General features: G+C 69.4%; 30 protein-coding genes and 1 pseudogene. 13 read left to right on the top strand and 18 right to left on the bottom strand.

The genetic code is table 11. The features are described from left to right. Positions 1-53: 53 nt before the first annotated feature. On the bottom strand, positions 54-497 hold the full coding sequence (locus ACWGJB_RS37675) for a hypothetical protein (protein WP_453384548.1): 444 nt from the start codon (positions 495-497) through the stop codon (positions 54-56). Between the two features lie 289 nt (positions 498-786). Between ACWGJB_RS37675 and ACWGJB_RS37670 the strand changes: the two genes are divergently transcribed. After that, positions 787-1,434 (top strand): RNA polymerase sigma factor, encoded by a 648-nt coding sequence (locus tag ACWGJB_RS37670; RefSeq protein WP_453384547.1) that lies wholly within the window; start codon positions 787-789, stop codon positions 1,432-1,434. Between the two features lie 161 nt (positions 1,435-1,595). Next, positions 1,596-2,336, top strand: coding sequence for a hypothetical protein (locus ACWGJB_RS37665; protein ID WP_453384546.1), 741 nt, complete (start codon positions 1,596-1,598; stop codon positions 2,334-2,336). Between the two features lie 186 nt (positions 2,337-2,522). On the opposite strand, the gene ACWGJB_RS37660 is transcribed toward ACWGJB_RS37665, so the two are convergent. Beyond that, on the bottom strand, positions 2,523-2,957 hold the full coding sequence (locus tag ACWGJB_RS37660; protein ID WP_453384545.1) for a hypothetical protein: 435 nt from the start codon (positions 2,955-2,957) through the stop codon (positions 2,523-2,525). Between the two features lie 188 nt (positions 2,958-3,145). Here ACWGJB_RS37660 and ACWGJB_RS37655 point away from each other — a divergent pair, with 188 nt between their 5' ends. Continuing rightward, the gene (locus ACWGJB_RS37655; RefSeq protein WP_453384544.1) at positions 3,146-3,832 is read left to right on the top strand and encodes an alpha/beta hydrolase; all 687 of its coding nucleotides are present in this window, start codon (positions 3,146-3,148) and stop codon (positions 3,830-3,832) included. A gap of 192 nt (positions 3,833-4,024) precedes the next feature. Here the strand turns inward: ACWGJB_RS37655 and ACWGJB_RS37650 are convergent, their stop codons facing one another. After that, entirely contained in the window at positions 4,025-4,528 is a 504-nt protein-coding gene (locus tag ACWGJB_RS37650; protein ID WP_453384543.1) for a hypothetical protein, read from the bottom strand. Between the two features lie 91 nt (positions 4,529-4,619). Then, positions 4,620-4,748: a hypothetical protein gene (locus ACWGJB_RS37645; protein ID WP_453384542.1), complete on the bottom strand. Its 129-nt coding sequence runs from the start codon at positions 4,746-4,748 to the stop codon at positions 4,620-4,622. Between the two features lie 267 nt (positions 4,749-5,015). Here ACWGJB_RS37645 and ACWGJB_RS37640 point away from each other — a divergent pair, with 267 nt between their 5' ends. After that, positions 5,016-5,909, top strand: coding sequence for a LysR family transcriptional regulator (locus tag ACWGJB_RS37640; protein WP_453384541.1), 894 nt, complete (start codon positions 5,016-5,018; stop codon positions 5,907-5,909). Positions 5,910-6,529: 620 nt separating this feature from the next. Here ACWGJB_RS37640 and ACWGJB_RS37635 read toward each other — a convergent pair. Further along, positions 6,530-8,542 carry a CASTOR/POLLUX-related putative ion channel gene (locus ACWGJB_RS37635; protein WP_453384540.1) on the bottom strand — a complete coding sequence of 671 codons (2,013 nt, stop codon included), beginning with the start codon at positions 8,540-8,542 and terminating at the stop codon, positions 6,530-6,532. A gap of 374 nt (positions 8,543-8,916) precedes the next feature. On the opposite strand from ACWGJB_RS37635, the gene ACWGJB_RS37630 reads away from it, so the two are divergent. Continuing rightward, positions 8,917-9,399 (top strand): hypothetical protein, encoded by a 483-nt coding sequence (locus ACWGJB_RS37630; protein ID WP_453384539.1) that lies wholly within the window; start codon positions 8,917-8,919, stop codon positions 9,397-9,399. A gap of 155 nt (positions 9,400-9,554) precedes the next feature. Here the strand turns inward: ACWGJB_RS37630 and ACWGJB_RS37625 are convergent, their stop codons facing one another. The 4 genes from ACWGJB_RS37625 to ACWGJB_RS37610 all read right to left on the bottom strand — a co-directional run bounded on the left by ACWGJB_RS37625 (position 9,555) and on the right by ACWGJB_RS37610 (position 12,423). Further along, positions 9,555-9,827, bottom strand: a complete 273-nt coding sequence (locus ACWGJB_RS37625) for a hypothetical protein (RefSeq protein WP_453384538.1) — start codon at positions 9,825-9,827, stop codon at positions 9,555-9,557. Between the two features lie 156 nt (positions 9,828-9,983). Beyond that, positions 9,984-10,343: an STAS domain-containing protein gene (locus ACWGJB_RS37620; protein ID WP_453384537.1), complete on the bottom strand. Its 360-nt coding sequence runs from the start codon at positions 10,341-10,343 to the stop codon at positions 9,984-9,986. After that, positions 10,340-11,614, bottom strand: coding sequence for a PP2C family protein-serine/threonine phosphatase (locus ACWGJB_RS37615; RefSeq protein ID WP_453384562.1), 1,275 nt, complete (start codon positions 11,612-11,614; stop codon positions 10,340-10,342). The genes ACWGJB_RS37620 and ACWGJB_RS37615 overlap by 4 nt, the downstream gene beginning before the upstream one ends. After that, the gene (locus ACWGJB_RS37610) at positions 11,614-12,423 is read right to left on the bottom strand and encodes an alpha/beta fold hydrolase (RefSeq protein ID WP_453384536.1); all 810 of its coding nucleotides are present in this window, start codon (positions 12,421-12,423) and stop codon (positions 11,614-11,616) included. Before ACWGJB_RS37610 ends, ACWGJB_RS37615 begins: the two co-directional genes overlap by 1 nt. Before the next feature lie 261 nt (positions 12,424-12,684). Here ACWGJB_RS37610 and ACWGJB_RS37605 point away from each other — a divergent pair, with 261 nt between their 5' ends. Further along, positions 12,685-12,840, top strand: a complete 156-nt coding sequence (locus ACWGJB_RS37605; protein ID WP_453384535.1) for a hypothetical protein — start codon at positions 12,685-12,687, stop codon at positions 12,838-12,840. 385 nt (positions 12,841-13,225) lie between these two features. Here the strand turns inward: ACWGJB_RS37605 and ACWGJB_RS37600 are convergent, their stop codons facing one another. Both ACWGJB_RS37600 and ACWGJB_RS37595 read right to left on the bottom strand, forming a co-directional pair. Beyond that, positions 13,226-13,789 (bottom strand): GNAT family N-acetyltransferase, encoded by a 564-nt coding sequence (locus tag ACWGJB_RS37600; RefSeq protein ID WP_453384534.1) that lies wholly within the window; start codon positions 13,787-13,789, stop codon positions 13,226-13,228. Positions 13,790-13,967: 178 nt separating this feature from the next. Continuing rightward, a complete protein-coding gene (locus ACWGJB_RS37595) occupies positions 13,968-14,543 on the bottom strand; it encodes a CGNR zinc finger domain-containing protein (protein ID WP_453384533.1) in 576 nt (191 codons plus the stop codon). A gap of 103 nt (positions 14,544-14,646) precedes the next feature. On the opposite strand from ACWGJB_RS37595, the gene ACWGJB_RS37590 reads away from it, so the two are divergent. Next, on the top strand, positions 14,647-15,819 hold the full coding sequence (locus tag ACWGJB_RS37590) for an epoxide hydrolase family protein (protein WP_453384532.1): 1,173 nt from the start codon (positions 14,647-14,649) through the stop codon (positions 15,817-15,819). Positions 15,820-15,990: 171 nt separating this feature from the next. On the opposite strand, the gene ACWGJB_RS37585 is transcribed toward ACWGJB_RS37590, so the two are convergent. Beyond that, positions 15,991-17,328 (bottom strand): aminotransferase-like domain-containing protein, encoded by a 1,338-nt coding sequence (locus ACWGJB_RS37585; RefSeq protein WP_453384531.1) that lies wholly within the window; start codon positions 17,326-17,328, stop codon positions 15,991-15,993. 88 nt (positions 17,329-17,416) lie between these two features. Here ACWGJB_RS37585 and ACWGJB_RS37580 point away from each other — a divergent pair, with 88 nt between their 5' ends. The 3 genes and pseudogenes from ACWGJB_RS37580 to ACWGJB_RS37570 form a co-directional block, all read left to right on the top strand. Continuing rightward, entirely contained in the window at positions 17,417-18,040 is a 624-nt protein-coding gene (locus tag ACWGJB_RS37580) for a DJ-1/PfpI family protein (protein ID WP_453384530.1), read from the top strand. A gap of 174 nt (positions 18,041-18,214) precedes the next feature. Then, on the top strand, positions 18,215-18,664 hold the full coding sequence (gene cynS / locus ACWGJB_RS37575; RefSeq protein ID WP_453384529.1) for a cyanase: 450 nt from the start codon (positions 18,215-18,217) through the stop codon (positions 18,662-18,664). 110 nt (positions 18,665-18,774) lie between these two features. Beyond that, positions 18,775-18,915: pseudogene (locus tag ACWGJB_RS37570) on the top strand (IS5/IS1182 family transposase); the annotation flags it as partial. Between the two features lie 208 nt (positions 18,916-19,123). Here ACWGJB_RS37570 and ACWGJB_RS37565 read toward each other — a convergent pair. Further along, entirely contained in the window at positions 19,124-19,750 is a 627-nt protein-coding gene (locus tag ACWGJB_RS37565) for a TetR/AcrR family transcriptional regulator (RefSeq protein ID WP_453384528.1), read from the bottom strand. Positions 19,751-19,845: 95 nt separating this feature from the next. Between ACWGJB_RS37565 and ACWGJB_RS37560 the strand changes: the two genes are divergently transcribed. Continuing rightward, on the top strand, positions 19,846-21,090 hold the full coding sequence (locus ACWGJB_RS37560; RefSeq protein WP_453384527.1) for an NADH:flavin oxidoreductase/NADH oxidase family protein: 1,245 nt from the start codon (positions 19,846-19,848) through the stop codon (positions 21,088-21,090). Here the strand turns inward: ACWGJB_RS37560 and ACWGJB_RS37555 are convergent. Beyond that, complete coding sequence (locus ACWGJB_RS37555) at positions 21,051-21,521, bottom strand: DUF6207 family protein (protein WP_453384561.1); 471 nt, start codon at positions 21,519-21,521, stop codon at positions 21,051-21,053. The two genes, ACWGJB_RS37560 and ACWGJB_RS37555, sit on opposite strands and share 40 nt — an antisense overlap. A 699-nt stretch (positions 21,522-22,220) precedes the next feature. Between ACWGJB_RS37555 and ACWGJB_RS37550 the strand changes: the two genes are divergently transcribed. Further along, positions 22,221-22,820: an isochorismatase family protein gene (locus ACWGJB_RS37550; protein ID WP_453384526.1), complete on the top strand. Its 600-nt coding sequence runs from the start codon at positions 22,221-22,223 to the stop codon at positions 22,818-22,820. Between the two features lie 10 nt (positions 22,821-22,830). Then, the gene (locus ACWGJB_RS37545; protein ID WP_453384525.1) at positions 22,831-23,742 is read left to right on the top strand and encodes a GlxA family transcriptional regulator; all 912 of its coding nucleotides are present in this window, start codon (positions 22,831-22,833) and stop codon (positions 23,740-23,742) included. A 129-nt stretch (positions 23,743-23,871) separates the two neighbouring features. Here ACWGJB_RS37545 and ACWGJB_RS37540 read toward each other — a convergent pair whose 3' ends face one another. From ACWGJB_RS37540 to ACWGJB_RS37525, 4 genes are all read right to left on the bottom strand, one after another. Beyond that, positions 23,872-24,906 carry an NAD-dependent epimerase/dehydratase family protein gene (locus ACWGJB_RS37540; RefSeq protein ID WP_453384524.1) on the bottom strand — a complete coding sequence of 345 codons (1,035 nt, stop codon included), beginning with the start codon at positions 24,904-24,906 and terminating at the stop codon, positions 23,872-23,874. A gap of 10 nt (positions 24,907-24,916) precedes the next feature. Continuing rightward, positions 24,917-25,084, bottom strand: coding sequence for a hypothetical protein (locus tag ACWGJB_RS37535; RefSeq protein ID WP_453384523.1), 168 nt, complete (start codon positions 25,082-25,084; stop codon positions 24,917-24,919). Between the two features lie 63 nt (positions 25,085-25,147). Further along, positions 25,148-25,306, bottom strand: coding sequence for a hypothetical protein (locus ACWGJB_RS37530; RefSeq protein ID WP_453384522.1), 159 nt, complete (start codon positions 25,304-25,306; stop codon positions 25,148-25,150). Next, complete coding sequence (locus ACWGJB_RS37525) at positions 25,303-26,352, bottom strand: aldo/keto reductase (RefSeq protein WP_453384521.1); 1,050 nt, start codon at positions 26,350-26,352, stop codon at positions 25,303-25,305. The genes ACWGJB_RS37530 and ACWGJB_RS37525 overlap by 4 nt, the downstream gene beginning before the upstream one ends. Positions 26,353-26,373 lie beyond the last annotated feature (21 nt).

Here is a 26,373-nt window from a genome sequence, read left to right as displayed (position 1 = left end):
GCATTTGCAGCATCCAGGCCCGTACGCGGGTGCACCCGGTGGCCCTGGGGCAGTCAGTCGCCGTCGGTGAGGCAGCGACGGCTCGAGGTGCTGCCTATCGTCGCGCGCATCGGCAGTGACGCGCCGAGGTAGCCCCACCGCACGAACGTGACATCGCGGTCCGGTGCCAGTACCGCTGTGGCCTGGTAGATGACGCCTCGGTGATTGTCGCCGGTGAGACAGAAAGGGCCGGGGTCCTCGACGACAACGGCGAGCGAGGAGTAGCACTGCCTGGGCAGCTCCGGCTCAACCACCACTCGATCGGCGCACCCTTCCAGCCGGCCCACCGCCCGCGCGGAGACGTAGTCCGCCCCGAGCGCGGCGGAGTTGCCGGTCTTGTCGTCGCAGGACCCGCAAGTGATGGAGTACGCGCTCTGGCGGCTGCGGCCGAGGCGGTAGCGGTCGCCCGAGATCCACCCGAAGACCCTGATGGCCGGACTGCCCCGGTGAACCACCACCACCGCGTCCGGGGACGGTCTGGCGTTCCCGTCCGCGAGATCCGCCGCACTGAGGAGGTGGGCCAGAGTGCCGCCCTTCGACCCGATCCTCGCTGCCGCCCCGTCATTGGCAGCCCGATACATTCCGCGTGAACGAGTAGCGCCTCCAGGGGGCAGGCGAAGCGCGCAAATGGACTGGAGTGACGACATATCGACTGAAGACGCGTCTTCACAGCACGGCCAGATCCGTCCGACAAAGCGGAGCCAGCTCAGCGGGAACCTTCGGCCGGTTGCCGGACACGTATAGAGCATGGAACTGAACGATGCTGGTCCCGCCGTACCGGTCGGAGGGATATCTGACCGAGAGCTGTGGGCGAGGGCCGTCGACGGCGACCGGGAGGCGTTCGGTCGGATGTTCGACCGTCACGGGAAGACCGTCTACAACCACCTGTTCCGGCGCACGGCCGACTGGTCCGAAGCCGAAGACCTCACGTCGACCGTGTTCTTGCACGCCTGGCGTCGGCGATCGGAGACGGTGCTGGACCGCGACTCGGCCTTGCCGTGGCTGCTGGGCATCGCAGACCGCCTGCTGTCGAACACCAGGCGGCGGCTGAGGCGGGGCGAGGCGTTGCTGCGCAGGCTCGTCCCGCATGACGAGCCGGTGGGCGACCACGCGGAGCGCGTCGCCGGCCTGGTCGACGACGAGCGTCGCATGTCGGAAATCCACCGGGCGTTGGCTCGGCTGCCGCGCCACGAACGCGACGTCGTCGAGCTCTGCGTGTGGTCGGGCCTGGATCAGCAGGCGGCTGCGGCAGCGCTGGGAGTGGCGGTCGGAACCGTGAAGTCCAGACTGCACCGGGCGCGGCGGAGGCTGGGGGCCGACCTCGTTGACGGAGCTGCGGCTCCAGCGTCATTCAGTTCGAACAATCCCGTCAACGCGGAAGAGGTCGCACGATGAATCACACGCCGGGCATTCCTGCGGCTCCTTCCGATCGTGATCTGCCGAACCACCGGCGGACCCGAGAGGAGCTACTGATGAAGATCGGCCCAGAGAACAACCGTGATTCGCTGCGACGCAGGTGGGGGGTGCCGCTAGGCGTCGCCACCGGCGTTGCGGCGATGAGCGTCGCAGTCGTGGCCGTCTTCAGCGGGATAGGGGATGCCAAGCCGCTTCTCGCCGACCCCGCCGGAAACCCGACGAGCGCCGCCGCGTCACCGAGTCCGAACACAACGCACGGCTCCACGTCGGCCGGAGCCGGCTCGGCGTCGTCCTCGCCTCGCGCGAGTTCCGCCCCGGACGCATTCTCCATCACCAGCGGGACGACGACCCCGATCGACGCCGGGACCGTCGCGAAGATCCTGGCCTCCTGCCTGGGCTCGGATGCAGCGCGATTCCACGCGGTGGTCGCGGTCCGCGCACCCATCGCCTCGCAGGACTGGGACGGCGTGGTCATAGCCGTCGACTCAGCCGATCAGTACGTGCAATGCGAGTCAAAGGGCGACAAGGGCAACAGTCAGGACTCCCCGCCCACGTTCATCAACAATCGCCTGTGGGGCACCGGTCACATGATCGAGTACTTCGACTCCACCCTGGCGCCCGCCGGCAAGGGGCGGTACCTCATGCTGGGCGCCGGGCACTACACATCCGACATTGCCAAGATCACCATCAGCTACGGCGACAACCCGAAGCAGTACCCGGCGGTCATGGCAGGCGGCGCGTTCGTCTACGCGGCGGCTGTCTCCACCGACGACCCCAGCCCGCACTATGCGGGTCCCAACCCCTACGTCCATGCCTACAACGCATCCGGCGCGGAGATTTACAACCAGAAGGCGGACCCGCAGTTCACCGACAAGCAGTAAGTCGGCCTCTCGACTGACCTCAGTGCTGCCCCGGCAATCTGCCGGGGCAGCACTGAATGGCGTTCATCGTGAAAGCTGCTGGCCAAGTGGGCTGGTTTGCGTGGGCTTCGGAAAACTCGGGCTGGTCACGGGCGGAACACTCTCGTGAAGATCGTCGGTCAGGTAAGCGGGCGACTTCGCGGTTCGTCAGGTCCAGCAGGGCCCGCACCAGCGCGGCGCCCACTTCGGGTCGGTACGCACCTTCCCGAGCACGCGCCGGTTCTTCAGGCGCGCGAAGCCGTGCTCGACCGGTGCCCGGACCGCGGCCAGCGCCTTGTCGGACAGTTTCTGGCCGCGGGTCAGGGGCCGGTTCCGGGCGGCCTTGTAGCCGGTGATCACCGCCGGGTCGGCGTCCGGACCGCTGTCGTCGGGGCCGACGAAGCCGAGGTCTGCGATCGCGCCGAGGCCGGCCGCACGGAGGCGGGCGGCGAGTCTGTCGTGCCGGCAGGCGATGATCTCCGAGTCACGGCGCAGCACCACCCGCCGCGCCACCTGCGCTTTCACCGGAGCCGCCGCGACGGCAGCCTCCACCTCGATGCGGTCCTGCTCGGCCAGACGGTGCAGCACCCGCTCGGCGATCACCAACTCCTCGCCGCATCAGGCAGGGTTCGCCCTGTCCGCGAGGACCTGGGTGAGCAGCCGGATCGGTAGGGTCGGGGCCGGGCGCGCGATGCGCCAGGACGTCGTGCAGAACGGGGCGGGCAGTATTGACCGTGGATGTCGCTGTGGTGAGCGGGCTCGTATATGGAGCCGGTGGACAGCGTTTGGACGTGTATCGGCCTGCCACTGCATCGGCGGCTTCGCCGGTCGTGCTGCTCTGGCACGCAAGAGGTCCCGAAGAGCGGGACGTTCTCGCGCCGCTCGCCCGCGCCGCGGCTTCGTTGGGTGTCGTGTGCTTCGTCCCGGACTGGCGGCCGGACGCCGACGACAGCGGTCGAACCCACCTACGCGAGTCCGCCATGTTCGTCCAGCAGAACGCAGCCGAATTCGGCGGGGACACCGGACGGATCGCGCTCGCCGGCTGGTCCCTGGGGAGCAAGGCCGCGATGGCTGCCGCCGTGAACCCCTGCGCACTCGACGGCTGGAGACCCCGTGCCGTCGTCGGCATCGCCGGCGGTTACACCCGACCGGAACCGCTGACGGGCCGCGCCCCGATCGACGAACTGACAAGGGCCGAGGAATCGCTGTCGGCCATCCCTGTCTGGCTGATCCACGGATTTGCTGATCCGGTCGTGGACGTCCAACAGTCACGCCAACTCCATGCGGCTCTTCAGCACCGGGGCTGGCCGACCTCGCTCGACGAGCCCGACACCGACCACGCCGGTGTGATCATGACCGAGTACGACCCCGAGTCCCGCCGCTGCAGACCCAGCCACGCCGACCACGCCGTACGGGCTGGAAGCCAGACAGCCCACCTCCTCGCCCGCGCCGCCAATTTCGCACCTCGCGCCTGCTAAACGGTCCGCAGTTGTTCGCACTCGACACCACCGACTCGGATATCGACTACTGGTGTCAGACTCCTGACCTGTGCCAGGAAGCCAGAAACGCAACCACCGGCAGGCCACCTCATTGTGTTGGCGGTTCTTGGTGAGGCAGGGCCTTCACGTTGACACACCCGAGCTCGGTCGGCTGACGAACAGCGTCGTAAGTCAACGGGGCGACGACGGCCATTGACCGCGGGACAGGTCGTGATCGAGCAGCCGATCGCTGACATCGCCGTCGTAGAAGAGGTCCGAGCCGAACTCGTCACCGAAGTGCTTCGCCAGCAAGGACGAGAACAGCAGGGCGGCTGACTGCGGCCGGTGGTTCATGACGAGCTGACTGGTCTCGCCCGCCTCGTTGAAGTACACGACGACGAAGTTGTAGATCTCGATTCCGCCCGGGCGGTAGATCTCGCTACCACGGATGGTGGAGCGGTAGTCCTCCAGGAAGAGCTCGCCGCGCTTGCCGAAGAAGCGGAAGTCCTGGAAGGCGTAGTTGCTTCGCGCGAATCCCAGCAGCTTCCCTACCTTTTCCTTGCCGAGAACTTCACCGTTGGCAAAGTTGCCCTGCAGGATGACGTCGTCGGCGAGATTGTCGAGCCACTCCGGGTAGTAGTCCAGGTGGGGCGCCTGGTTCCTCGACCCACCAGTGGGCTTGTTCGGTGTGGTCATGGCGGTTGTCTCCTCGTTCCTGGATTGATTCGGAATGCTTCCGAGTTCGGGACGCCTGGACGTCCCTTGGCATTCACCACTACGGCACGCCTTAGGTAAATTTCAGCTCCCCTTGTCCGAACGAGAAATTCGCGTTCGACACCGTAATCAGTGGCATGAAGACGTCGTCGGGGACGATATCGAGCGCCTCGGCGACCAGTCCGTTGATCGTGACGGACACGTTTCCTCGACGGCCGGCACAGCACTTCGCGCTCTTACCAGCGAAGCATTCTCCCAGCTTCCGGGTAATTACCGCGTCGCTTTGTCGGGAAGCCTGTCCGAACAGGGGAGTAGCAGCACGGGCCTCCCATGATGAGTCAGTTCCTGCTTGGAGCAGTTCCTCCGATAAACAGGATCGTTGACCGCAACGGTCGCTGTCCAACGAAAGTCGGTGACTGGACTGATCTCGCCGAGAGATAAATCGGGGGCCCTGGAGGACACTGGGAGCGTGGAACTGCGCCAACTCGAACACTTCGTCACCGTCGCCGAGGAAGCGAACTTCACCCGTGCCGCCGCACGGCTGCACGTCGTCCAGTCCGCGGTCTCCGCCACGATCAAGAACCTCGAGCGGGAACTGGGCACACCGCTGCTGGAACGGACCACCAAGCGCGTCCAGCTCACTGATGCCGGTGCTGCCCTGCTCCCGCGCGCCCTTGCCGCTCTCGACGCTGCCCGGGAAGCCGTCGACGCGGTGGCCGAGGTCCGCGGAGGGCTGCGCGGCACCCTGCGGCTGGGCACGATGACCACGGTCGGGCTGATCGATTTTCCCGCGCTCCTCGGTGAGTTCCATCGGCGTCATCCCGGCGTGCTCCTGCAGACCAGCGCCGCCGCCTCCGGCTCCCAGGGCCTGGTCGACGCCCTCCTCGAACGGCGGCTCGACCTCGCCTTCGTCTCCCTGCCCGGACCGGCCCCGACAGGCGTCACGCTGACCGACCTCGCCACCTCGGTGCTCGACCTCGTCGTGCCGGCCGACCATCCGCTCGCGAATCGCCGCACCGTGCCGATCGCCGAACTGGCCGGCCTGGACTTCGTCGATTTCCCCGTGAGCTACGGCATCCGGACGGTCGCCGATCAGGCCTTCGCCGCCGCCTCCGTGCCCCGTCGCGTCGCCCTCGAGATCACCGACCTCCCCACCGGCGTGGCCTACGTCCGCAACGGTCTGGGCGTGGCGCTACTGCCACGGCCCGCCCTCGCCAAAGCCGAGGACGTCGCCACGTTGACCGTCGACGACGTCAACCTGGACTGGCCGTTCTCCCTGGCCGCTCCCTCCGAGCGCACGTCCAGCGCCGCAGCACGCGCTCTGATCGCGATAGCCCACGAATTCCTCATCTGGCGGGGCTGACCATTACCTCGGAGCTTTCAGAGAGCACTCAACGGAATCGAGCACCGGTACCTGCGGGCGCCGCAGACGCACCACCGTCTCCGGCCGGCTGGCGCCGCCCGCCCCGGACCGCAGCATGAACCCCGTGTCCACACTCCGGAGGCCTCAGAGGCGCCTGTCACGCGGGGCTGCCCTATTCCGCCAGTCGGCTGCCGGTGTCGTGCGACCCCGCTCGCTCAGCCGTGGGCGACGCAGACGCTGAACGCCCAGGTCACCAAATGCCGCTATCGCGTACGCAGTTCGGACGGCAAGTTGAACGCAGCGAGCTTCGGCGCGGCGGAAGTCGTCGTCGGCCTGTCCGTCCACCGCGTAGGCGGCCCGTTGCACTGCGCCGGTCGTTGCGGCGCTCCGGCACCCGTGAGGTCCTGTTCGGCTGCAACCGGGAGACCTGTAGGGGGTGGCTGAGCCGAGAGAACCCGGCCCGGTGGTCCTGATCCCAGCACGGGGCCGCCGCCAGGAGATCGAACGCCGTACACGCGATCCCCGCTTCGCCCCGCGAGACACCCTCCGCTTCACCCGTCCCGAGGAGGCCGCAGCCTGACTCGCCGACCTCTGCCGTCCCGTCGGACGCAGTCCTCTGCTCAGCGCAGGCCCGCTTCCTCGCCCGGTCCGCCGGGCTCGGACCGCTGCGGTCTCGGACCGGGCAGGACCCGCCGCCCGGGGTCGGCGCCGCCGGGGCAGCCCGGCCCCGCCGTCAGCACCAGCACCTCGTCCTCGGCGTGCCACACACGCCGTTCGGACTTGCCCGGAGACAGCCGGACGGCTCCGTACCGGCGGGCCGCCCGCGGAATGTGCGCGTGATAGCCGATCGCGCACTCGCCGCGTTCCAGTGCCGCCGCGACCACCGTGGCGAACGCGGCCTCGCAACCCGGCAGTACGTAGTGGTCGGCCGTGCGCAGGGCGAGCGCTCCGCCGCGCACCGTGAAGATCTCCTCGAACACGGCGGCGAGTTCGGGGGCGTGCGCGATCTGGGCCATGACCAGGGCGGTGAGTTCCCCCCGGAGGACGACGTCGGAGGCGTGGCCGAGCGGGGCGACCGTGCCACTGCGGCGGTCGTGAATCTCCGCCACCACCGGCAGCACCCGGCCCGTTTGTTCCTCCCACGCCCGCAGAGTCAACAGCGCCAGCAGGGTCGGGGCGTCGGAGCCCTCGGGAGCGGTCCCGTGGTCCGTGCCGAGGGCGATCACGCTGTCGTATGCGGACAGTTCGAGGCCGTGCAAGGCCTCGGGGGCGGCGAGGTCGCGGGTGTGGTGCGTGACGGCGAGCGCCGGCGTGCCGGCGTCGGGGCCGGGGGGTACCTGCCGCGCGAGGGCGAGTTCGAGGTCGGTACCCGGGTCCGTGACGACGTCGAGCGACGAGCCCGGACGGACGGTTCGGCACAGGGCGTCCACGATCATCGGTGCGCGGCGGTTCCAGCCCAACAGCAGGAGCCGGGAGGGCGGTTCGGGCACGGGCCCGGGCGGTGCGACTGCCATCGTGTCGACCGGTGCCCAGCGGTCAAGGAGCGGGGCGGCCCGGTCGTCGTGGGCGACGGTGACGAGCCGGTCGCCCGGTTCCACAACCGTTCGGGGCGCCGGGGTGAGCAGGGGCCGGCCGTCCCGCCGCAGCAGCCCGACGGCGCAGGACGTGTCGAGGCGGAGGGCGACCTCCTCGAAGGAGAGTCCGACCGCCTCCGGGGCGTCGGTCACATGGAACTCGGCCCCGGAGAAGTCGAGGAGGTCACGCAGGACCGACGGCATCCCCGGGCGCCGCGCGGACTGGACGAGCAACCGTGCGGCGGTCCGGTCGGTTTCGAGGACCGTGCCACGCGGCCCGGCGGCCAGCCGCGCGGCGGGCAGATAGCGGCCGTCGTGCACCACCGCCACCACCCGCGGCCCGGACCCGTCGGCCAGCAGGGTGCGCAGCGCCAGCAGGGTTCGTACGGTCGTCAGGTCGCCGGCGGCGTCCTCGGCGGGCAGTACCACCACCGCCCTGGCCGCGGCCGGTGTGACCAGTGCCAGGTCCTCGGGGTCGGTGAGCGTGCCGCTGCGGCAGACCAGCCGGACGCCCTCGGTGACGCCCAGAGCGGCCGTGAGTGCCGTCCGCGTCTGGGCCGGGTCCCGGTCGGCGAGCACGGTGATCACCTGCCGTCCGCCGCCGGCCCGTCCGGCGATCAGTTCGCGGATCACGGTGACGATCTGGTCGTTCCAGCCGATGACCACGTCGTGGTCGCGCTCCAGCACCCGGGAGCGGCCGCGGCGCAGCTCGGTGAGCTGTTCGCCGAGGCCCGTGGTGACGACTCCGACGACGGTCGACACGCACAACAGGGCGATCAGGCCGAGCAGGACGGACAGCAGCATCCGCGCCGGCGCGCCCGTCACCGCGCCGAGCCGCAGTGTCTCCGCGCTGGTGCGCCACACCTGGGCGAGGCGGCCCGAGAAGGAGTGCGGCGCGTCGGGATCGGTCCACACCAGCAGGGTGCTGACGGGGACGACGACGGCCAGGCAGCTGACGGCGAGCCAGCCGAGCAGGGTCCCCGTGCTGCGGGCGAGTGTCCTGTCGAACAGGTAACGCGCCCGGTGCCGTAACGGAGTCCGCTCCTGCCCTCGGTCCACATCAGCCTCCTGATCTCCGCGCACGCCTCCGGGAGTCGAAGCGTGCCGGGCCAGGACACCGCGACACGCCGTCCGACCGGGACTTTCACACTTTCGGGCAGCGTCGGGCGGCTCAAACCCGGGCGGGGTGGCCGGGTTTCCCCGACCGTGCCGGGCAGGGTCTCCGCGCCGGCTCAGTGCGGGAGTGTGCCCGGGCGGCCGGGGGTGTGCCGGGGAGGGCTGCGCGGCGAGCAGCAGCCGGCCGTTCGCCCCCGCACGGACGGCGTCCGGTCCAAGAGCGGGGCGACGACGCGTACTTGTCCCACCGTCGATTCCCGCTAGCGTAGGGGCGCCAGGCCAGCAGGTCCCGCCCCTCCCCCACCACAGGAGGCTCCGTGCCCATCCGTCCTCGCCGGCTCGTCGTCCCCGCTCTGCTCACGGCGGCCGCTCTCGCCGTGGCGGCTCCGGCCGCCCAGGCCAGCGGCACCAAGATGACCCAGTCGGCCGCGGCCGCGAAACTCTCCGCCGCGGGCATCACCTGGAGCTCCAGCGGCAACTGCACCACTCGCTCCAACTCGACGTGCACGTCGTTCGACCAGATCAACTCCGGCACGGTCGACGCCATGATCACGCTGAAGCGGGCCAGCGGCTGTGCCGTCAACATCACCGGCGGCACGGAGGTCGGCCACGCCTCCGGCACCTACAGCCACTACAACGGCTACAAGGTCGATCTGGCGCACAACTCCTGTCTCGACGGCTATGTGCACAACAGCTTCACCTACATCGGCTACCGCGGCGACGGCTACCCCCAGTGGCAGGCCGCCTCGGGCAACCTCTACTGCGACGAGGGCAACCACTGGGACGTCACGGTCTACTGAGTCCCGCGGCGGGGCTCACGCGCGACGCGGCGTGGAGCCGGCGTGGCAGCCGTCGATGATGCACAGGAGGCGGTCGACGTCCTCCGGCTCGGCCAGCCGGCCCAGCTCCAGCCAGGAACCGTCGTGGAAGCGGAGCCGGAACGTGACGAGGATCCCTACGGAGACCGATAGGTGGCCCCGCGGCCTTGGGTCTGCCGGGAGGGGCTTCGAGGGCCGTCATGAGCACAGCTTCTCAGCTGCTTCTCCCTGGGCGGCCGCATCAACCTTACGGTGACGGTCGCCTCGCCACCGAAGCCGACGATCTCCACCTCGTCACCCTTGCGAACCCGCCCTCGCTCGATCCGGCCGGCCAGCATGACCACCCTGCCCTGGTCCCGGCAGAAGACATCCTCGACATGCATCAGGAACGGCTTGCCCGCTGCATCCATCAGGACTCCCTCCCGACTCCCTCCCAACGACCAGCCACAATCGGGCTGCCGAGGCTAACAGTGATCACTGGCCGTGCGGCCCGTCTGGACAACCGACCGCTCACTTCCGTACTGCGGGGAAGGAGAGCCTGTCGGAATTGCACCAGTGGTGCGAGGTCAGCCTGGTGTGGGCCGCCAGGAGACTTCGGCGGCCTGAGCGGTGGGGTGGGTGGGGAAGACCTGCTCCAGGCCGACGATGCGGAAGATCCGGCTGACGCGGTCGGGGACCGCGGCCAGCGCGATGGCCGCGTCGGCTGCCAGGGCGTGGTTGCGCGCGGCGATCAGCACGGTGATGCCACTGGAGTCGCAGAACGTGATGCCCGAGAGGTCGAGGACGAGTTGCTGGCCTGGCCGAAGATCGAGTCCGGGCAAGGCGGAGCGGACTTCGGGTGCGGTGTGGTGGTCCAGGTCTCCGGCGAGTTCGATCACCGCTCCGGCGGCGGTGGCGCGGGTGTGGAGGCTCAGATGAGGAGTCACTGCTGCTCCTCACTGGCGGGTCGGGGCACATGGACGGCCAGGACGGCGGCGTCATCGTCGATGCCGGTGCCGAAGGTGTCGAGCAGGTCGCGGACCGCGCCGATCGTGTCCGACGCGGTGGTAGGGGCCAGGTCGCGGCAGAAGTCGAGCAGGGCGTCGTCGCCGTAGCGGTCCTCGCCGCCGGTGGAGGTGTGTGCTTCGGTCAGGCCGTCGGTGTGCAGCAGCAGGGTGTCGCCGGGCGCGAGGTGGACGGTAGTGGTGGCGATGTGGGCGTCCGGCAGGACGCCGATGAGCTGCCCGCCGGGGGTGTGCAGGAAGTCGGCACTGCCGTCCGCGCGCATCAGCAGGGCCGGGGGATGTCCGCCGCTGGCCAGGGTGACACGGAACCCGCCCCGGTCGTGATCGGGGGTGAGCAGGCCGAAGGCGACGGTGCAGAACCGGGGGTCGTCGCCGTTGTACTCGTGGTTCAGCACCGTGTTGAGGTTGGCCAGGACGCCGGCCGGGTCGGGGTCGTACACGGCGGCAGCGCGCAGGGTGTAGCGGGCCAGGGAGGTGACGGCCGCGGCAGCGGCGCCCTTGCCGCACACGTCGCCCAGGAACAGCCCCCAGGTACCGGTGGCCAGGGGGAACAGGTCGTAGAAGTCGCCGCCGACCTCGTCGGCAGAGGCGATGTGGTAGGAGGCGGACACGTCGAGACCGGGCACGTTCGCCAGCGCCGGCGGCAGCAGGGTCTTCTGCAGGGTGGTGTTCAGGAGCTTGAGGCGGTCGCGTTCCTGGTCGGCCTCGTTGCGGGCGCGCAGCAGTTCGGTCTCGTAGGCGCGGCGCTCGCGGGCGTCGAAGACGGTGGTGCGGATCACCAGCGGCTGTCCGTCGCTGCTCGTTTTCACCATCGAGGTGACCATGACCGGCAGGCGGGAGCCGTCGGCGGTTTTCAGCTCCAGGGCGATGCCTCTGATCTCGCCCTGCATCTGCAGCAGAGGGGCGAAGTGGGTCTCGTGGTAGAGCCGGCCGCCGACGGTCAGCAGGTCGGAGAAATGCTTGGCGCCCACCAGGTCGTCGCGCTCGTAGCCGAGCCAGTCCAGCAGCGTGGCGTTGACCTTGGCGATCCGTCCGTCCAGCAGGGTGGACAGGTAGCCGCACGGCGCGTGCTCGTAGAGGTCCTCGGCGCTGTCCTCCAGCAGGGAGGAGAACTGCGCATCCTGGTCCGCCAGTTCCCGGTCCTTGCCCGGTCTTCTGCGTTCCTCGTGGTCTTGGTCGCCGGTCTTGCACATCATCCGGTGGCTCCCGCGAACGCGGCGATCGCCGCGGCGGTCTCTTCGGGCGCGGCCAGCTGAGGGCAGTGTCCTGTCGCGTTCAGCGTGACCAGCTTGCTGCCCCGTATCCGCGCGTGCAGGAACGCGCCCACCTCCGGCGGGGCGATCGCATCACGGGAACACTGTGCGATCAGCGTGGGCACCCGCACCGATGCGAGATCGGCGCGGTTGTCGGACAGGAACGTCACCCGCGCGAAGACCCGGGCGATAGCGGGGTCGGTACGGCAGAAGCTGTTGGTCAGCTCCTCACCCAGCTCCGGCCGCTCCGGGTTGCCCATGATCACCGGGGCCATGGCACCCGACCATCCCAGGTAGTTCGCGTCCAGGGACTCCAGCAGCTCGTCGATGTCCTCGGCGCTGAACCCGCCCCGGTACCCGGTGTCCGGGTCGTCGATGAAACAGGGCGAGGGGGCGAGCAGTACCAGCCCGGCAAACGCCTCGGGCTCCCTCGCGGCAGCCAGCACGCCCATCATCGCGCTCACCGAATGCCCCACGAACGTGACGGGGCCCAGCGCCAGCTCCCGGCACAGTTCCAGCACGTCGTCGGCGTACCCGTCCAGCGACTCATAGCGTTCCCGGCTCCACGCCGACAGCTGGGAGTTCCCCGAGCCCACATGATCGAAGAGGACCACGGTGAAGTCGCGCTCCAGCGCGGGCACCACCAGACGCCACATGTTCTGGTCGCACCCGAATCCGTGCGCCAGCGTCACCACCGGCCCACCAGCTCGCCCGGTGACCGTCACATGGTTCCTGCTCCGCACGTCCATACGGCCCATGCTCCCAGACCCCGCTCCGGCCCTCCGCGCGATCATGCGTCTCGCATGCGAATCGTTCTCGGAGCAAGAGTCGGCCTCGCCCGCAGATCGATTCCTCCAGAGCCGAGCGGGTGAGCAAAAGGACCCATGCGGTATGTGTCGCGGGGAGGGGACTCCTCGCCGAGCGCACCACGGCCACCATCGCGGCCCGGAAGAGCATGAACGGCCGGCAGAGCGGCGACCCCGCCGAACTCGCCCGCGCCCTGCTGACGGATGACGAACACCGACCGGGACAAGCCGCTGCCGCGGTTCGTCGCCGGCGCGGACGCCATCGAGGGCGTCGAGGCCAAGGCCAGGGAACTGCCGGCACAGGCCGAGGTATCCCGCGAACTCGGTGCCGATCCGGCCTACGACGACACCGGCGCCTGAGCGGCGCTCAACGCCCCGGCCCACCACCCACCGGAGGTGGAGGCCGCCGCGAGGTGTGGCCGCGCCGGCTGACCCGCTGTCCGGGGAACGGCGGCCGGCGTCCGCAGCCGGCGGACCTGGGAGGCACGGTCCACCAGCCGGTGGTGCGGGTGACTGTTCTCCACTGTGGCCTGGGGCAGGGCGCCTGCAAGCGCCTGGCGCCTGTGCAACTGGGAGCCCTGGCCGCCCGCGCGCTCACCTTCTTCGGCATCACGTCCTGGCAGGCGGCGGCCGCATCGGCCGGCCCGAGGACGCACCACGACTCAAGCGGCCCGAGCCCGGATGTCCGGGCCGCACGCCCACCGCCGCGGTCCACGCCGCGTACCGCGGTTGAGCCGGCCGCGGCCTACGGACGCGCGGGAGAGGCGTCGCGGGAGCCGGCGGCATAGCAGTGGACGGTCACGGTCTGCCGCGGGCTCCACCGCTGCTCCACCGTGACCAGCCGCTCCCAGCCCAGCCGCTCGTACAGGGCCGTGGCGGCCGTGTCGGAGGCCACCACGTCCAGCACCGGGTGCAGGCCGCGCTGCCGGGCCTCCCGTTCGGCCCGGCCGATCAGCAGTGCCCCGATCCCGTGCCCCCGTGCTCCCGGAGCGACGAAGAGCCGGCTCACTACGGCGGCCCGTTCCGGCCCCGTGCCGTTCCGGTCGCCCCAGAGCGCCGGGGCCAGGTCTCCCGATCCGCTCGGGGACAGCCCGATGTGGCCCACCACGCGGCCGTCGAGCTCGGCGACCCAGGCCCCCAGCGCAGCGGCCTCCGCTATCCACTCGGCGGGCCGCTCGGGCCAGTTCACCGGATAGCCGTCATCCCGGTGAACCTCGGCGAGGACGCGGGCGCAGTCCGCGAGATCGCCCTCGGCCCTGGGCCGGAGCAGGGGCTCCTGTTGCTCACTGTGTAGTCGGTGGTCTCTCATGGTCACTCCCGCGGGCCTGCGTGGCCGCCCGTGGTCGTGTCGACGGCGGCGACCACGTCGATCTCGACGCGTACGCCCCCCACTTTGACCGAAGGCGACGGATGGCTCTTAGTGGTGCCGTTGGGGTGCACCCAGCGCGACAGATGTGTCGCGGGCGTGGGGCCCACCGAGGTAACGATCACTCCGCTGATCTGGGGTTTTTGCGCTGGTTGGCATTGAAGCGCGCCTTCTTCTGACGATTCCCGCACGTGTTCATGTCACACCATTTGCGGGTGCGGCTTTGGCTGGTGTCGAAGAAGGCGGCTTGGCAGGTTGGCGATGCGCACAAGGCCAGTTTTCCGTCTCGTTCGCCTGCGATGATGCTGATCGCGTCGGCGGCGATCACGCTGAGGGCATCTTCCAGGCAGGAAGCCGAGCTGAGCCGCCATCGCCGCTTACCCTCGGGCGTCAGGACAGCCGCGGCCCGACCCTGAGCGCTGCAGTCGTTGATGACTTGGACAGCAGACGCAGGGAGAGCGTCCTGGATCGCGACCGCTGTCGCGGCGGCGTGAATCGACTCCCTGAGTTCCCGAGCGAGTTCGAGCTGGGCGGTGGTGCAGGAGTCCACGGCGAGGCCGCTCACTGCCAGCCAGTCGATGAGGCGGTGTGGCGTGGGGATGCGCTCCACAGCGTTGCCATGACGCTCCGACAGAGTCCCCGTGAAGCTGGTCGCCAGCACGTTGCCGAGGCGGAAGTCAGGGAACCCGGCAGACATGGAACCACCTTAGCAGGTTGCCGCGTGACTTCGAGAGCTGCTAGAACCTTCTTAGCCGGTTCGCGATAGATCGTAGCCGGTTCCACGATGGTCAGGAGGTCTCATGCCCCGTCCAACCAGCGACGTGCAAGCATTTGAAGCCCACGCAACTGACGCTGACCTCGACGATCTGCGCGCGCGACTGGCCGCGGCGCGACTACCGGAGGCTGAGACGGTCTATCGCACCGCGCCCGGCCCTCGCCGATGGGAACAGGGCGTTCCTCTCGCCGACCTGGTCGATGTCGTGAACTACTGGCGCACCAGGTACAACTGGCGGTCGTTCGAAGAGCGCCTCAACCGAATCGGCCAGTTCCGCACGACCATTGATGACCTGGGAATCCACTTCCTGCACCGCCGATCCGCGCGCGCAGATGCCACTCCTCTGATCTTGACGCACGGCTGGCCAGGCAGCATTGCCGAGTTCATCGATGTAGTGGACGAGCTGGCAGATCCGAAAGTTGCCGATGCGCCAGCGTTCCACGTCGTGGTCCCGTCGCTACCAGGCTTTGGTTACAGCGACAAGCCGGCCACCACCGGGTGGGGAACCGAAAAGATCGCGGCCGCATGGGTGGAACTGATGGGAAGGCTCGGCTACAGCAAGTTCGCAGCCCACGGCGGCGACTGGGGAGGTAATATCACCACGGTTCTCGGCGGCAGGTTCCCGGCGCACGTTCTCGGCATCCACACAACGTTCGCGGAGGCACCGCCGGGGTTGACAACGGACGGGCTGACGGCGGTCGAGCGCAAGTGGACCGAGGAAACCCGCGATTTCTGGCGCCACCGCGCGGCGTACGCGAAGCAGCAGGCGACCCGACCGCAGACCATCGGCTACTCGCTCGTCGACTCACCGGTCGGGCTTCTTGCCTGGATCCTTGACAAGTTCGCCGAGTGGACGGACACCGAAGACAGCCCGTTCGAGACGATTTCCAGAGACAGAGTTCTTGACGACGTCACCCTGTATTGGCTGACGCGGACCGGCGCATCGTCCGCCCGCATCTACTACGAAAGCCACAACTCGCTGGACCCCGAACTTCGGGTCGACGTCCCGTCAGCAATCAGTATGTATCCCCGCGACATCGAGAAGTGTCCGCGCCCCTGGGCACAGGAGCGGTACCGACAGATCGTCCGATGGAGGTCGCCCGAAATCGGGGGACATTTCCCGTCGCTGGAGGTTCCCGAGTATTTCGTCAAAGATCTGCAAGAGGGCCTCGCGGCAGTGCTGGCCGCTAATCGGTGAACGCGGCTGGGTGCCGGCACTCGATCACCGCCTGATCCGGTTCAAGGCGTTGCCCGACGGCCTCCAGACCGAGTTCATCGAGACGCAGAACGTGGGCAGACAGGGCGCGGCGAAGACGGCCTTTCGTGGGCAGACGCCGGTGCGGGCGGGAATTGGCTGCTCGACGGGCGTTCAAGCGTAGGCGTCCTCGACGGCGACTCGTCGCACTGTGCGCAGCGTCGACCGGAGGCTGTCCAGATCGGTTGAGCCCAGGGCGAGACGGATCGCCTGCGGTGTGTGGAGCGAGGTGGTGAACGGCTCTGCCGTGGATACCGAGATGTGCTGACGCGCGAGGGTGGCGGTGAGGCGATCGGCGCGTGCGTCGTCGGGCAGCGGCAGCCAGGTGAAGTAGGACGAGGGGTGGCTGATGAGCGGCAGTCCTGCCAGCTCTTGTCCGGCGAGTGCTTGGCGGCCCTTGGCGTCCTCTCGCTTCTGTGCCTCCAAGTGGTCCACCGTGCCGTCGTCGAGCCAGCGGCAGGCGATCGCGGTGGTGAGGGCCGGGGTGTTCCAGGTGGTCGCCCGAATCGCGCGTTCGAGCGACGGCACCGCGGAAGGCGGGGCGACGACGAAGCCGACCCGGAGGCCGGTGGCGACGCTCTTGGACAGTCCCGAGACGTAGACGGTGATGTCCGGCGCGGTTGCGGCCAGCGGCGGTGGAGGGTCCTCGACCAGGTAGGCGTAGGAGGCGTCTTCGATGATGAGGGGACCGTGCTGTCGTGCGATCTTGATCAGGCGGGTTCGGTCGGTTGCCGGCATGACCCAGCCCAGCGGGTTGTGCAAGGTGGGCATGGTGTAGATCGCGCGCACAGGGCGGGTCGCGCACAGCTTCTCGAGGGCGTCGAGGTTCGGTCCGTCGGCGGTTACGGGTACGGGTTCCAGGTCCAGATGGAAGGCATGGGCGAGCACCTTGAAACCCGGGTAGGTGAGTGCGTCGACCGCGACGACGTCGCCGGCGTTGAGCGCGGCCATGACGGTGATGGCCAGGCCGTGCTGCGCACCGTTGGCGATGAGGATCCGGTCCGCGTCGGTGGTGATTCCCCGACGCCTCAGGTGCCGTGCGATCGAGGCTCTGTCCTGGGGGCGCCCTCGATGCGGTTGGTAGCGCAGCAGCGAGTCGATATCACCGGAGGTGGCCACCTCTCGCAGAGCCTGCCGAAGGAGATCGGCCTGCCCGGGCAGCGACGGATAGTTGAAGTTGAGGTCGACCGCATCCGTCGCGACGACCTGCTGATCGATGCCGTGGCCGGCGGGAACCGCGATGTCACGCACGAACGTACCGCGGCCCTGTTCGCGGCTCACCAAGCCCATCGTCTCCAACTCGGCGTACACCCGGGTCGCGGTCACCACGGCGATGCCCTCACGGGCGGCGAGCGCGCGGTGCGTCGGCAGCCGTACGCCCGCGGCGAGCCGGCCGGTCCGGATGCCGGATGCGAGCGTGTCGACCAGTGCCTTGTAGCGCGAGGCTGCCATGCACCGGATTGTACGCATGACAATTCTTTGACTGTCCTGTTCGCGGCTCCCTACCGTCAAGACCCACTCACCGGAAAGGACAGCCGCCGTGCACATCGCCATCCTCACCTTCGAGGGCTACAACGAGCTCGACTCCCTGGTCGCACTCGGTGTGCTCAACCGCATCAAGAGCGACGACTGGCGCGTCACCATCGCCACCCCCAGCCCCAAGGTGACGTCGATGAACGGGGTGGTCATCGAGCAGATGTCCACTCTTGAGGAGGCGTGCGCCGCCGACGCCGTCATCGTCGGAAGTGGCATCGCCACCCGCGAGGTCGTCGAGGACCCGGCGATCATGAACATCCTGCGCAGCCTGGACCCCTCACGCCAGCTCATCGCGGCGCAGTGCTCCGGCGCTCTCGTACTGGCCAGGCTCGGCCTGCTCGACGACATCCCCGCCTGCACCGACCTGATCACCAAGCCCTGGGTCGTCGCCGCCGGCGTCGAGGTACTCAACCAGCCCTTCTACGCCAGGGACAACATCGCCACCGCCGGGGGCTGCCTGGCCTCGCACTACCTCGCCGCCTGGGTCATCGCCCGCCTCGCGGGCAAGGAGGCCGCCGACGGTGCGCTGCGCTATGTCGCCCCGGTGGGCGAGAAGGAGGAATACATGGAGCGCGCCTGGGGCAACATCAGTCCCTACCTGCCTGCTCCCGCGCCGGCGCTCGTCTGAACACCAGGCGCAAGCGGCGACCGGCCGGAAAGCTCCCTCGGGAGCCTGGCCGGTCGTTCACGGCCCGACACCCACCGGACCCTTGGACAGGGAGGTCTCGAAGCGATGCACGACGCGGGGAAAGACGCGACGTACGGCGGTGCGCAACCGGCACCGAGTGACCACCGACCGGGCATGAATCGCGACGAGGTGACGGCTGCGATCGTCTCCAGCAGACTTGCCAAGGGCCTCACGTGGCAGCAGCTGGCCGACGCAATCGGCCGGCCGCTGGTGTGGACCACCGCGGCATTGCTCGGGCAACACCCACTCCCACTGGACAGCGCACGTCAGGTCGCCGAGCTGCTCGAGCTGCCCGCAGAAGCCGTACCGGTGCTCGCCGCCGTTCCGTATCGCGGCGGCCTTCCCACCGCGGTACCGACCGACCCGACGATCTACCGCCTCTATGAGGCTCTGCAGGTCTATGGCCCGGCCTTGAAAGAGCTGATCCACGAGCAGTTCGGCGACGGGATCATGAGCGCGATCAACTTCAAGCTGGACATCGGGCGCGCGATCCACGACGGGGCCGAGCATGTCGTCATCACCCTCGACGGGAAGTTTCTGCCCTACAACTGGCCCAGTGACTGAGGTCTTCCAGTGTGGCCACCGATCGGATGACAGGGCCGTGGCCACAAGGCGCAAGGTTTCCGTGCCGTTGAGCGAGGTGTTCGAGGCCTCGGCCCATCGGTGCGGGGGCCTTGTCGGTTCCGCAACCTGCCGTGCTCGGCCTGCCGCATGCCCTGGTCGAGTGGGTCACCGGGCTCGCCCTCACCCGCGAGGGTGACGGGCGGCGCAAGCTCCCGACGACCAGGCGCGAGCGGTCCTGCGTCGCCGCCGTCCGCCACGCCCCCTTCTCGCTGAGGTCACGCGCACCGCGGGAGACCAAAGGCGTTCACCTGAAGGGTGCCTGACGCCGGATACACCGGCCGACACCTCGGGGATGGTCGCAGATGCCGGACTGGTGCCGCCGCTCCGATCGCGATACGGCGCAGATCGCCTTCCGCCCAGCCCACTCGCCGACCCGCGCCGCCGGCGCCACGGGATCCGCTATGCCGTTGCCTGGTCGTACGGTGCGGCCGCCGCCGTCCGTGACACCCCCGCGGTAGCGGTGAAGAGCGCATGGACGGCCGCCTGCACCTGATCGGCGACCACCTCGAGGCTGGAGGTGTCGAGTTTGCCGTCGAGGTGCAGGAACGCCAGGCCGTGGACGAGAGCCCACACCGTGATCGACAGTGCGTCGGGATCGGCGCCGGGGAAGGCGCCGCGGACGATACCGCGGACGTATTCCGAGACGGCGGCGGCCGCGCTGACCCGCTCCTCGCTGTTCGGGTCGCAGGGCTCCGCGAACATCACCCGGAACAGCGCCGGGCGCTCCAGCGCGAAACGGACGTAGGCGACGGCGACCGCCGCGAGCCCGTCGGGAGTCGTGGGCGAGGGATGCGCCGCGGCCAGGTACTCGGCGAGTTCGCGATAGCCCTGCGCGGCGACAGCGGAGACGAGCGCGTCACGGTCCGCGTAGTGGCGGTAGGGAGCCGTCGCCGACACGCCGGCCCGCCGCGCCACCGCCCGCAGGGACAGCCCGGCACTGCCGTCCTCCTCCAGCAGTTCCCGCGCGGCGCGCAGACAGGCGGCCCGCAGATCACCGTGGTGATACGAACTGCTTGCTTGCGGCATAGCTCACACTCCTTCATGTTTACGGCGCTTACATCATTGCCCTAATGTGAACGCCGCATACATCGTAAGCGATCGAGATCGAGAGGAGAACTCGGATGACCAGCAAGCTGTTCTCGCCCTTGTCCCTGCGCTCCGGGCAGGTACTGAACAACCGGATCGCGAAGGCGGCCATGGAGGAGAACATGGCCGGAAACGGCCAGCTCCCGGGCAAGGAGCTGTTCGGGCTGTACCGGCGCTGGGCCGCCGGTGGCACCGGACTCCTGATCACCGGCAACGTCATGGTCCACGCCGAGGCGCTGACCGGCCCCGCCGGTGTGGTCCTCGACGAGGCGGCGCCGCTCGAGCCGTTCATCGAGTGGGCCAAGGCCGGCAAGGCCGGCGGCGGGGCGATCTGGATGCAGATCAACCACCCCGGCCGCCAGATCGGATCCGACATGCCCGGCGTCGTCTGGGGTCCCTCCGCGGTCGCCGTCGACCTGGGCAAGCACAGCGGACGTTTCGGCCGCCCCGTCGCCATGACGCCCGAGCAGATCCAGGCCACCGTGACCCGGTACGCCGTCACGGCCCAGCGCGCCGAGCAGGCGGGCTTCGACGGCGTCGAAGTCCACGCCGCGCACGGCTACCTGCTGTCGCAGTTCCTTTCCCCCCTGGTCAACAAGCGCACCGACCAGTGGGGCGGATCGCTGGAGAACCGGGCCCGGATGCTGCTGGACATCGTCCGCGCCGTGCGCGCAGCCGTCTCCCCGTCCTTCGCGGTCGCGGTGAAGCTCAACTCCGCCGACTTCCAGCGTGGCGGCTTCGACGCCGACGACGCACGTCAGGTGATCGAGATGCTCGCACCGCTCGGCGTCGACCTGGTCGAACTGTCCGGCGGCAGCTACGAGAGCCCCGCGATGTCGGGCCGGCCCGCCGACACGCGCACTCAGGCCCGCGAGGCGTACTTCCTCGATCTGGCGAAGGACCTGGTCAGGACGAGCCCGCTGCCTCTGATGCTCACCGGTGGCATCACCCGGCACGCCACCGCCGAGAAGGTCCTCGACAGCGGCGTGGAGATCATCGGAATGGGCACGGCCCTCGCCGTCACCCCGGACCTGCCCGACCGCTGGCGCCAGGGACACGAGGCCGACGCGCAGCTTCGGCCGGTGGCCTGGTCCGACAAGGCGCTCGCCTCGGCTGCCGGCATGGCGCAGGTCCGCCACCAGCTGCGCCGCATCGCCCGCGGAAGCCGCCCCACACCCCGCACCCACCCGGCGTTCGCCCTCGTCTCCGAGCAGCGCAGGCAGCGACGGGCCCTGCGCCGCTACCGTGCCTGGCTGTCCGCGTCACAGGACGCCGCGTAGGCATGCGAGGGGGAGGACCCCGGGTGCCCATTGCTTCCCGAGACCACCTCGAGCCCTTCCGGTCCGGGGCCATGCTGCCCGGCACCGGGTCCCGGCCGTGGCCGAGCCGATGCCGGGACTCGTCCGGTTTCGGGGCTCGCGCGGTGCGTCCGAGCCGCTTGGTACGGGCGACGCACGCGTCGACGAACCGGGCAGGGATCGACTCGGCCACGAACAGTCGCCCGATAGGGACGTAGAGCTGGCCGGCCGGGATCGCGCGTGACACGGTCTGCTGTCGCCGTCGCCCACTGCGCGGCAAGAGCCACCCGGAGGGCGAGGCGAGGGCGGTCGCAGCGTGGGCCACCGTGACGTCGACGACGGCCAGGCCGGGCTCTTGCACGCGAACTCCGTTGATCCGGTGCCCGTAGGGCACTACGCCAGGCGGCGGGCAGGGTTGCGCTGACGCGGCAGCATCACCCGACCGAGTGGCGACTGCCCCGGCTCCGTTCCCGCGCCAGGACCCCATGACGTGCTGCAGTTCACACCCCCGGACGGCGTCAACGGAGGAACAGACAAGGCGAGTTCGCTGTTCTTGTGTGCGTGGCTGCGGAGGGGACAGTGTCCCCGGGCCTCACCTACAGCCCATGGGGACGATCGTCCGGCTGAAGCCCCATGGAGCTCCCGCCGAGAGGCGACCGCCCTCCGCACGCCACCACGCACGGCCCCGGCTGGTCTCCCCCGTCCAGCCGGGGCTTTCCCCTGTACGGACCTCGCACCCACGCCCCAGTTGCCACCGGACGGGCGTCACCGTGACCGGCGCGTTGGGACAGCGACGCAGCGTTTCGGTGAGCGTGGCCCTCACGGCGGGGTCGACAGCCAGCCGGTAACGGGGCTTGTCAGCAACCCAGTCGGTGGCCGTACGGGCAGGCGCAGCCGGCCGAGGGCGGCATCCAGGCGCTGGAGTCCTGGTCCCCTTGGAAAACTGGAGTCTTGGTCCCCTTGGAAAACTGGAGTCTTGGTCCCCTTGGAAAAGGGGACGTGGTGGCGAATACGCAGTGAGTGGTCGCGACTCCAGCGGTGACCGGATCGGTCCGCACCCGGACCCGATGAGGCCTGTCGCCACTCCGGCTCCGCCGGTCAGGCTTGGGAGCATGACACGAGCACTGATCGTCATCGACGTCCAGGAATCCTTCCGCGCCCGCCCGCTGTGGGAGACCATCTCCAACCCGAAGATCGCCGACCAGGTGGACCGACTGGTCCGGCTCGCCCGCCAGGCCGGCGACCTGGTGGTGTGGGTACTGCATTCCGAGCCGGGCAGCGGAGATGTCTTCGACCCCGCCCTCGGCCATGTCCGGCTGATGGAGGAGCTGCAGCGCCGGGACACGGAACCACTGATCCACAAAACCTCGCACAACGCATTCACCACCACCAACCTGCAACAACTCCTCACCGAGCACGGCATCCACGAGCTCACCGTCTGCGGCATCCGAACCGAGCAGTGCGTGGAGACCACCACTCGCGTCGCGAGCGACTTCGGCTACCGGGTCACCTTCGTCATCGACGCCACCGCGACCAACCCCATCCCGCACCGTGACGCTCCCGCCGACCAGAGCGTCGCCGAACTGCTGTCGGACCCCCGCACCCTGAGCGCCGAGGAGATCATCAGGCGCACCGAGTACGCCCTTGCCGGACGCTTCGCCACCATCGCCACTGTCGGTCAACTGGAGGCTTCGGCCGGACCTCGGGCATGATGACCGGATCGTGAGCCACATCGCCTTCCTCCTGGTGCCCGGACTCCATCTGCTGGACCTGGCGGGTCCGGCACAGGTCTTTTCCACGGCCGCCGACTTCGGGCAGCCCTACACGCTCAGCTACATCGCCGAGCAGCCGCTGGTCCCCACCGCTCAGGGCCTGCCCTTGGCGGCCGGGCTCGACTGGCCCGAGCTCGGCCCCGAGGACATGATCCTGGTGCCCGGCTGGCGGGCGCCCGCCCTGGCCGGAAGCCCCGCCATCGGCGCGGCCTCCCTGCAGTCTCTGCGGGACCACCACGCCAGGGGCGGCACCGTTGCCAGCGTCTGCGCCGGAGCCGAGGCGCTCGGCCGGGCCGGCCTGCTCGACGGCCGCCGCTGCACCACCCACCACGATGTGCAGGACGAGCTCGCACGCCGCTACCCGAGGACGACGGTCATCCGCGATGTTCTGTACACCGCCGACGACCGGGTGGTCACCTCGGCCGGCATCGCCAGCGGCATCGACCTGGCCCTGCACCTGATCGCCACCCGGCACGGCCCTGCCCTCGCCGCACAGGTGGCCCGGGACATGGTCGTCTACGCACGGCGCAACGGCCATGACCCGCAAGCCAGCGCCATGCTCAGGTACCGGTCCCACCTCGACGACACCGTCCACCATGCCCAGGACCTGCTCGACGCCCGCTTCGACCAACCCCTGCCCCTGTCCGCCCTGGCCTCGACCGTGGGAGTGAGCGAACGTACCCTCACCCGCCTCTTCACCCGCGCCACCGGTGGCCTCACCCCACTGCGCTACCAGCAGACCCTCCGTCTCGAGCGCGCCGAGCACCTCATCACCCGCGGCACCACGGTCGACGCCGCCGCCCGCGCGGTCGGCTTCGAGGACCCCCGCATGCTGCGTCGCCTGCGCGCACGCGAGCACTGACCAGCAGCAGCGCACGCCACAACGGAAAGCCAACCACTCTTGGCGGCGGGGGCTGGACTTTGCAGGTCCATGGCGGTGGGCGTCGATGTCATGTCGCCCATCGGCGCGCAGGGCTGCCGCGTCGGTCGGTTACGAGCCGGTCCTTGTCCCGATGCCGTGGGCGAGGAGGCTCTCGGCGGTCTCCGCGACGGTGTCCTCGATGGGACGCGCTCGCCACCCGAGAAGCTGCTCCGCCTTGGTGCCTGTGGCGTCGAGATCCCGGCCGAGCTGGTGCCTGAGCAGTCGCAGTTCGGGGTTCACGATGCCCAGTGCGCGTGCGAGCCACACGGGCAGTTCACGGGTCGGGGCCTTCGCGGCGCGCTCACCCAGGCGGTCGTGCAGAATGCGTGCGATGTCGACGACGCGCAGGCTGTGCCCGGCGATTGCCAGGAAGCGTTCGCCGGCGGCTGCCGGATCACTCATCGCGCGCAGGTGCAGATCCGCGACGTCGCGCACGTCGACGAAGCCCATCCCGAAGGGAGGGCACGCAGGAACCTGTCCCTCGAGCATTCTGCGGACCAGACGCAGGGAGGGCGGGTCGTCCAGGCCGAGCAGTGGTCCAAGGACCCCCACGGGATGAACCGCTGCCAGTTCCAGACCACCGCCTTCGTCTTGGACGAACTGCCAGGCGGCGCGCTCGGCGAGTGTCTTGGACCGCTGGTAGGGCGGGATATCGCTGTCGACGTTGGTCCAGTCCTCCTCGGTGAACGGGGTCGAGCGTGGGGGGTGCCCGATCCCGATGGCACCGAAGGCGCTCGTCAGGACGACCCGGCGCACACGGGCGGCGCGGGCGGCGCGCAGCACCCGCAAGACGCCCTCTCGTGCCGGGACCACCAATTCGTCGTCGTTCGCCGGCGTATGGCGCAGGGTCGGCGAGGCGACGTGGAGGACGAAGTCGCAGTCGGCGACGGCGGCGTCCCAGCCGTCGGGCTGTTCGAGGTCGGCGCGCACGACTGTGAGACGGTCGTCGTCGAACGGTGTGGCCGCGTGCAGCCAGGACCGCAGTGCCGGCTCGCGCCGCAGGTCGCGGACCGTGGTGCGTACGGTGTGTCCGGCGTTGAGCAGGGCCTGGATGCACCAGCTCCCGATGAATCCTGTTCCTCCGGTGACCAGTACTTGTGTCATCTGTCTCTCCTCAGCTCTCGACTCGTGCAGTCAGGGGTGCCGGCGGGTGCGTCGCACGATGCCGCTGGGCAGCGGCCACGCTGCTTCCGAGGAGGGCGTGGCCGATCATGATCAGGTAGATCACGGCGCGCTCGAACAGGCCGATGTTCCACATCCAGCCGGTGAACACGTCGGTCATGAAGAGGGGGAACGCGATCAGTCCTGCGGTGCCGAGAGTGATGCTCGGTCTGTGCCGGACCGGTCAGGCCGAGGTGGCTGACCCCGTTGTGCAGGGCGAGTACGGCGGGTCCTGCCATACGGCGGCGGTGACGAACTCGGCGACCCGGGACCCGAGCGGGCCGAGAAGCATGAGGAGGGCTCCGGCGCGGGCAGCGGCGCCGGAGCGGACGACGGGGTTCATGCGAGAGCCATTCCGGGAACGCGCTTGCGGATGGCCTCCATCTCGGCTTCGTCCGAGACACCCTGCCAGTCGTACCGGGGGGTGTACGGGGCCTCCAGCGCACGCACTTCGTCGTCGGTGAGCTCGATGTCGAGGGAGGCCACGGCCTCGTCGATCTGCCGGATCGAGCCGGCGCCGACCAGCGGCGCGGTGACGACCGGCTGGCGGCGCAGCCAGGCGAGCGCGACCTGAGCGCGGCTGACGCCGTGGGCGTCCGCGACCTGTCCGACCGCGTCGATGATCGCGCGGTTGGACGCCTCCTGCTCGGTCGAGTAGAGGGTGTCCGCGTATGCTCCGTCCGTCTCGGCGCGCACCGTCGAACGGGCGTCGTCCCAGGCGCGGGCGAGGCGGCCGCGGGCCAACGGCGACCAGATGATCGTGCCGACACCCTCGTCCAGGCAGAGCGGGATCATCTCCCGCTCCTCCTCGCGGGCGAGCAGGTTGTAGTGGTCCTGCATGGACACGAACCGAGCCCAGCCGTTCCGCCTCTGCAGGTGCAGAGCCTTCGCGAACTCCCACGCGTGCATGGACGAGGCACCGAGGTAGCGGACCTTGCCGGCCTTCACGAGGTCGCTGAGCGCCTCGAGCGTCTCCTCCCACGGGGTGGCGTGGTCGTTGCGGTGGATCTGGTAGAGGTCGATGTAGTCCGTGCCGAGGCGGCGCAGGGAGTGGTCGACCTCGGTCATGATCGCCTTGCGCGACAGGCCGCGGCCGTTCGGTCCCAGACGCATCGGATGGCGCAGCTTCGTGGCGATCACCACGGCATCGCGGTCGGCGAAGTCCTTGAGTGCGCGGCCGAGTATCTCCTCGCTGGAACCGTTGGAGTACATGTTCGCGGTGTCGAAGAAGTTGATCCCCGCCTCCAACGCCTGCTTGATGAGCGGACGCGCATCCTCCTCGCCCTTCGACCAGACGGGGTGTCCCCGGTCGGGTTCGCCGTAGGTCATCGCGCCGATCGCGATCGGGGACACGTCGAGGCCGGTCATGCCGAGCTTGATGTAACGCATGATGCTCCTTAAAGTATCCGG

The organism is Streptomyces sp. NPDC054813, from assembly GCF_053611365.1.
Note: the sequence above shows the minus strand (reverse complement) of the source record. Positions and strands in the feature narration are given on the sequence as shown.

Excerpts from the sequence above, each read along its gene's own strand:
- ACWGJB_RS37605 (WP_453384535.1), top strand. The coding sequence starts at position 12,685 with ATGACGAACACCGACCGGGACAAGCCGCTGCCGCGGTTCGTCGCCGGC.
- ACWGJB_RS37530 (WP_453384522.1), bottom strand. The coding sequence starts at position 25,306 with ATGAACCCCGTCGTCCGCTCCGGCGCCGCTGCCCGCGCCGGAGCCCTC.
- ACWGJB_RS37670 (WP_453384547.1), top strand. The coding sequence starts at position 787 with ATGGAACTGAACGATGCTGGTCCCGCCGTACCGGTCGGAGGGATATCT.
- cynS (WP_453384529.1), top strand. The coding sequence starts at position 18,215 with ATGAATCGCGACGAGGTGACGGCTGCGATCGTCTCCAGCAGACTTGCC.
- ACWGJB_RS37665 (WP_453384546.1), top strand. The coding sequence starts at position 1,596 with ATGAGCGTCGCAGTCGTGGCCGTCTTCAGCGGGATAGGGGATGCCAAG.
- ACWGJB_RS37600 (WP_453384534.1), bottom strand. The coding sequence starts at position 13,789 with ATGAGAGACCACCGACTACACAGTGAGCAACAGGAGCCCCTGCTCCGG.
- ACWGJB_RS37610 (WP_453384536.1), bottom strand. The coding sequence starts at position 12,423 with ATGGACGTGCGGAGCAGGAACCATGTGACGGTCACCGGGCGAGCTGGT.
- ACWGJB_RS37560 (WP_453384527.1), top strand. The coding sequence starts at position 19,846 with ATGACCAGCAAGCTGTTCTCGCCCTTGTCCCTGCGCTCCGGGCAGGTA.
- ACWGJB_RS37625 (WP_453384538.1), bottom strand. The coding sequence starts at position 9,827 with ATGGATGCAGCGGGCAAGCCGTTCCTGATGCATGTCGAGGATGTCTTC.
- ACWGJB_RS37565 (WP_453384528.1), bottom strand. The coding sequence starts at position 19,750 with ATGCCGCAAGCAAGCAGTTCGTATCACCACGGTGATCTGCGGGCCGCC.
- ACWGJB_RS37550 (WP_453384526.1), top strand. The coding sequence starts at position 22,221 with ATGACACGAGCACTGATCGTCATCGACGTCCAGGAATCCTTCCGCGCC.
- ACWGJB_RS37585 (WP_453384531.1), bottom strand. The coding sequence starts at position 17,328 with ATGGCAGCCTCGCGCTACAAGGCACTGGTCGACACGCTCGCATCCGGC.
- ACWGJB_RS37595 (WP_453384533.1), bottom strand. The coding sequence starts at position 14,543 with ATGTCTGCCGGGTTCCCTGACTTCCGCCTCGGCAACGTGCTGGCGACC.
- ACWGJB_RS37615 (WP_453384562.1), bottom strand. The coding sequence starts at position 11,614 with ATGTGCAAGACCGGCGACCAAGACCACGAGGAACGCAGAAGACCGGGC.
- ACWGJB_RS37525 (WP_453384521.1), bottom strand. The coding sequence starts at position 26,352 with ATGCGTTACATCAAGCTCGGCATGACCGGCCTCGACGTGTCCCCGATC.
- ACWGJB_RS37535 (WP_453384523.1), bottom strand. The coding sequence starts at position 25,084 with ATGACCGACGTGTTCACCGGCTGGATGTGGAACATCGGCCTGTTCGAG.
- ACWGJB_RS37540 (WP_453384524.1), bottom strand. The coding sequence starts at position 24,906 with ATGACACAAGTACTGGTCACCGGAGGAACAGGATTCATCGGGAGCTGG.
- ACWGJB_RS37590 (WP_453384532.1), top strand. The coding sequence starts at position 14,647 with ATGCCCCGTCCAACCAGCGACGTGCAAGCATTTGAAGCCCACGCAACT.
- ACWGJB_RS37650 (WP_453384543.1), bottom strand. The coding sequence starts at position 4,528 with ATGACCACACCGAACAAGCCCACTGGTGGGTCGAGGAACCAGGCGCCC.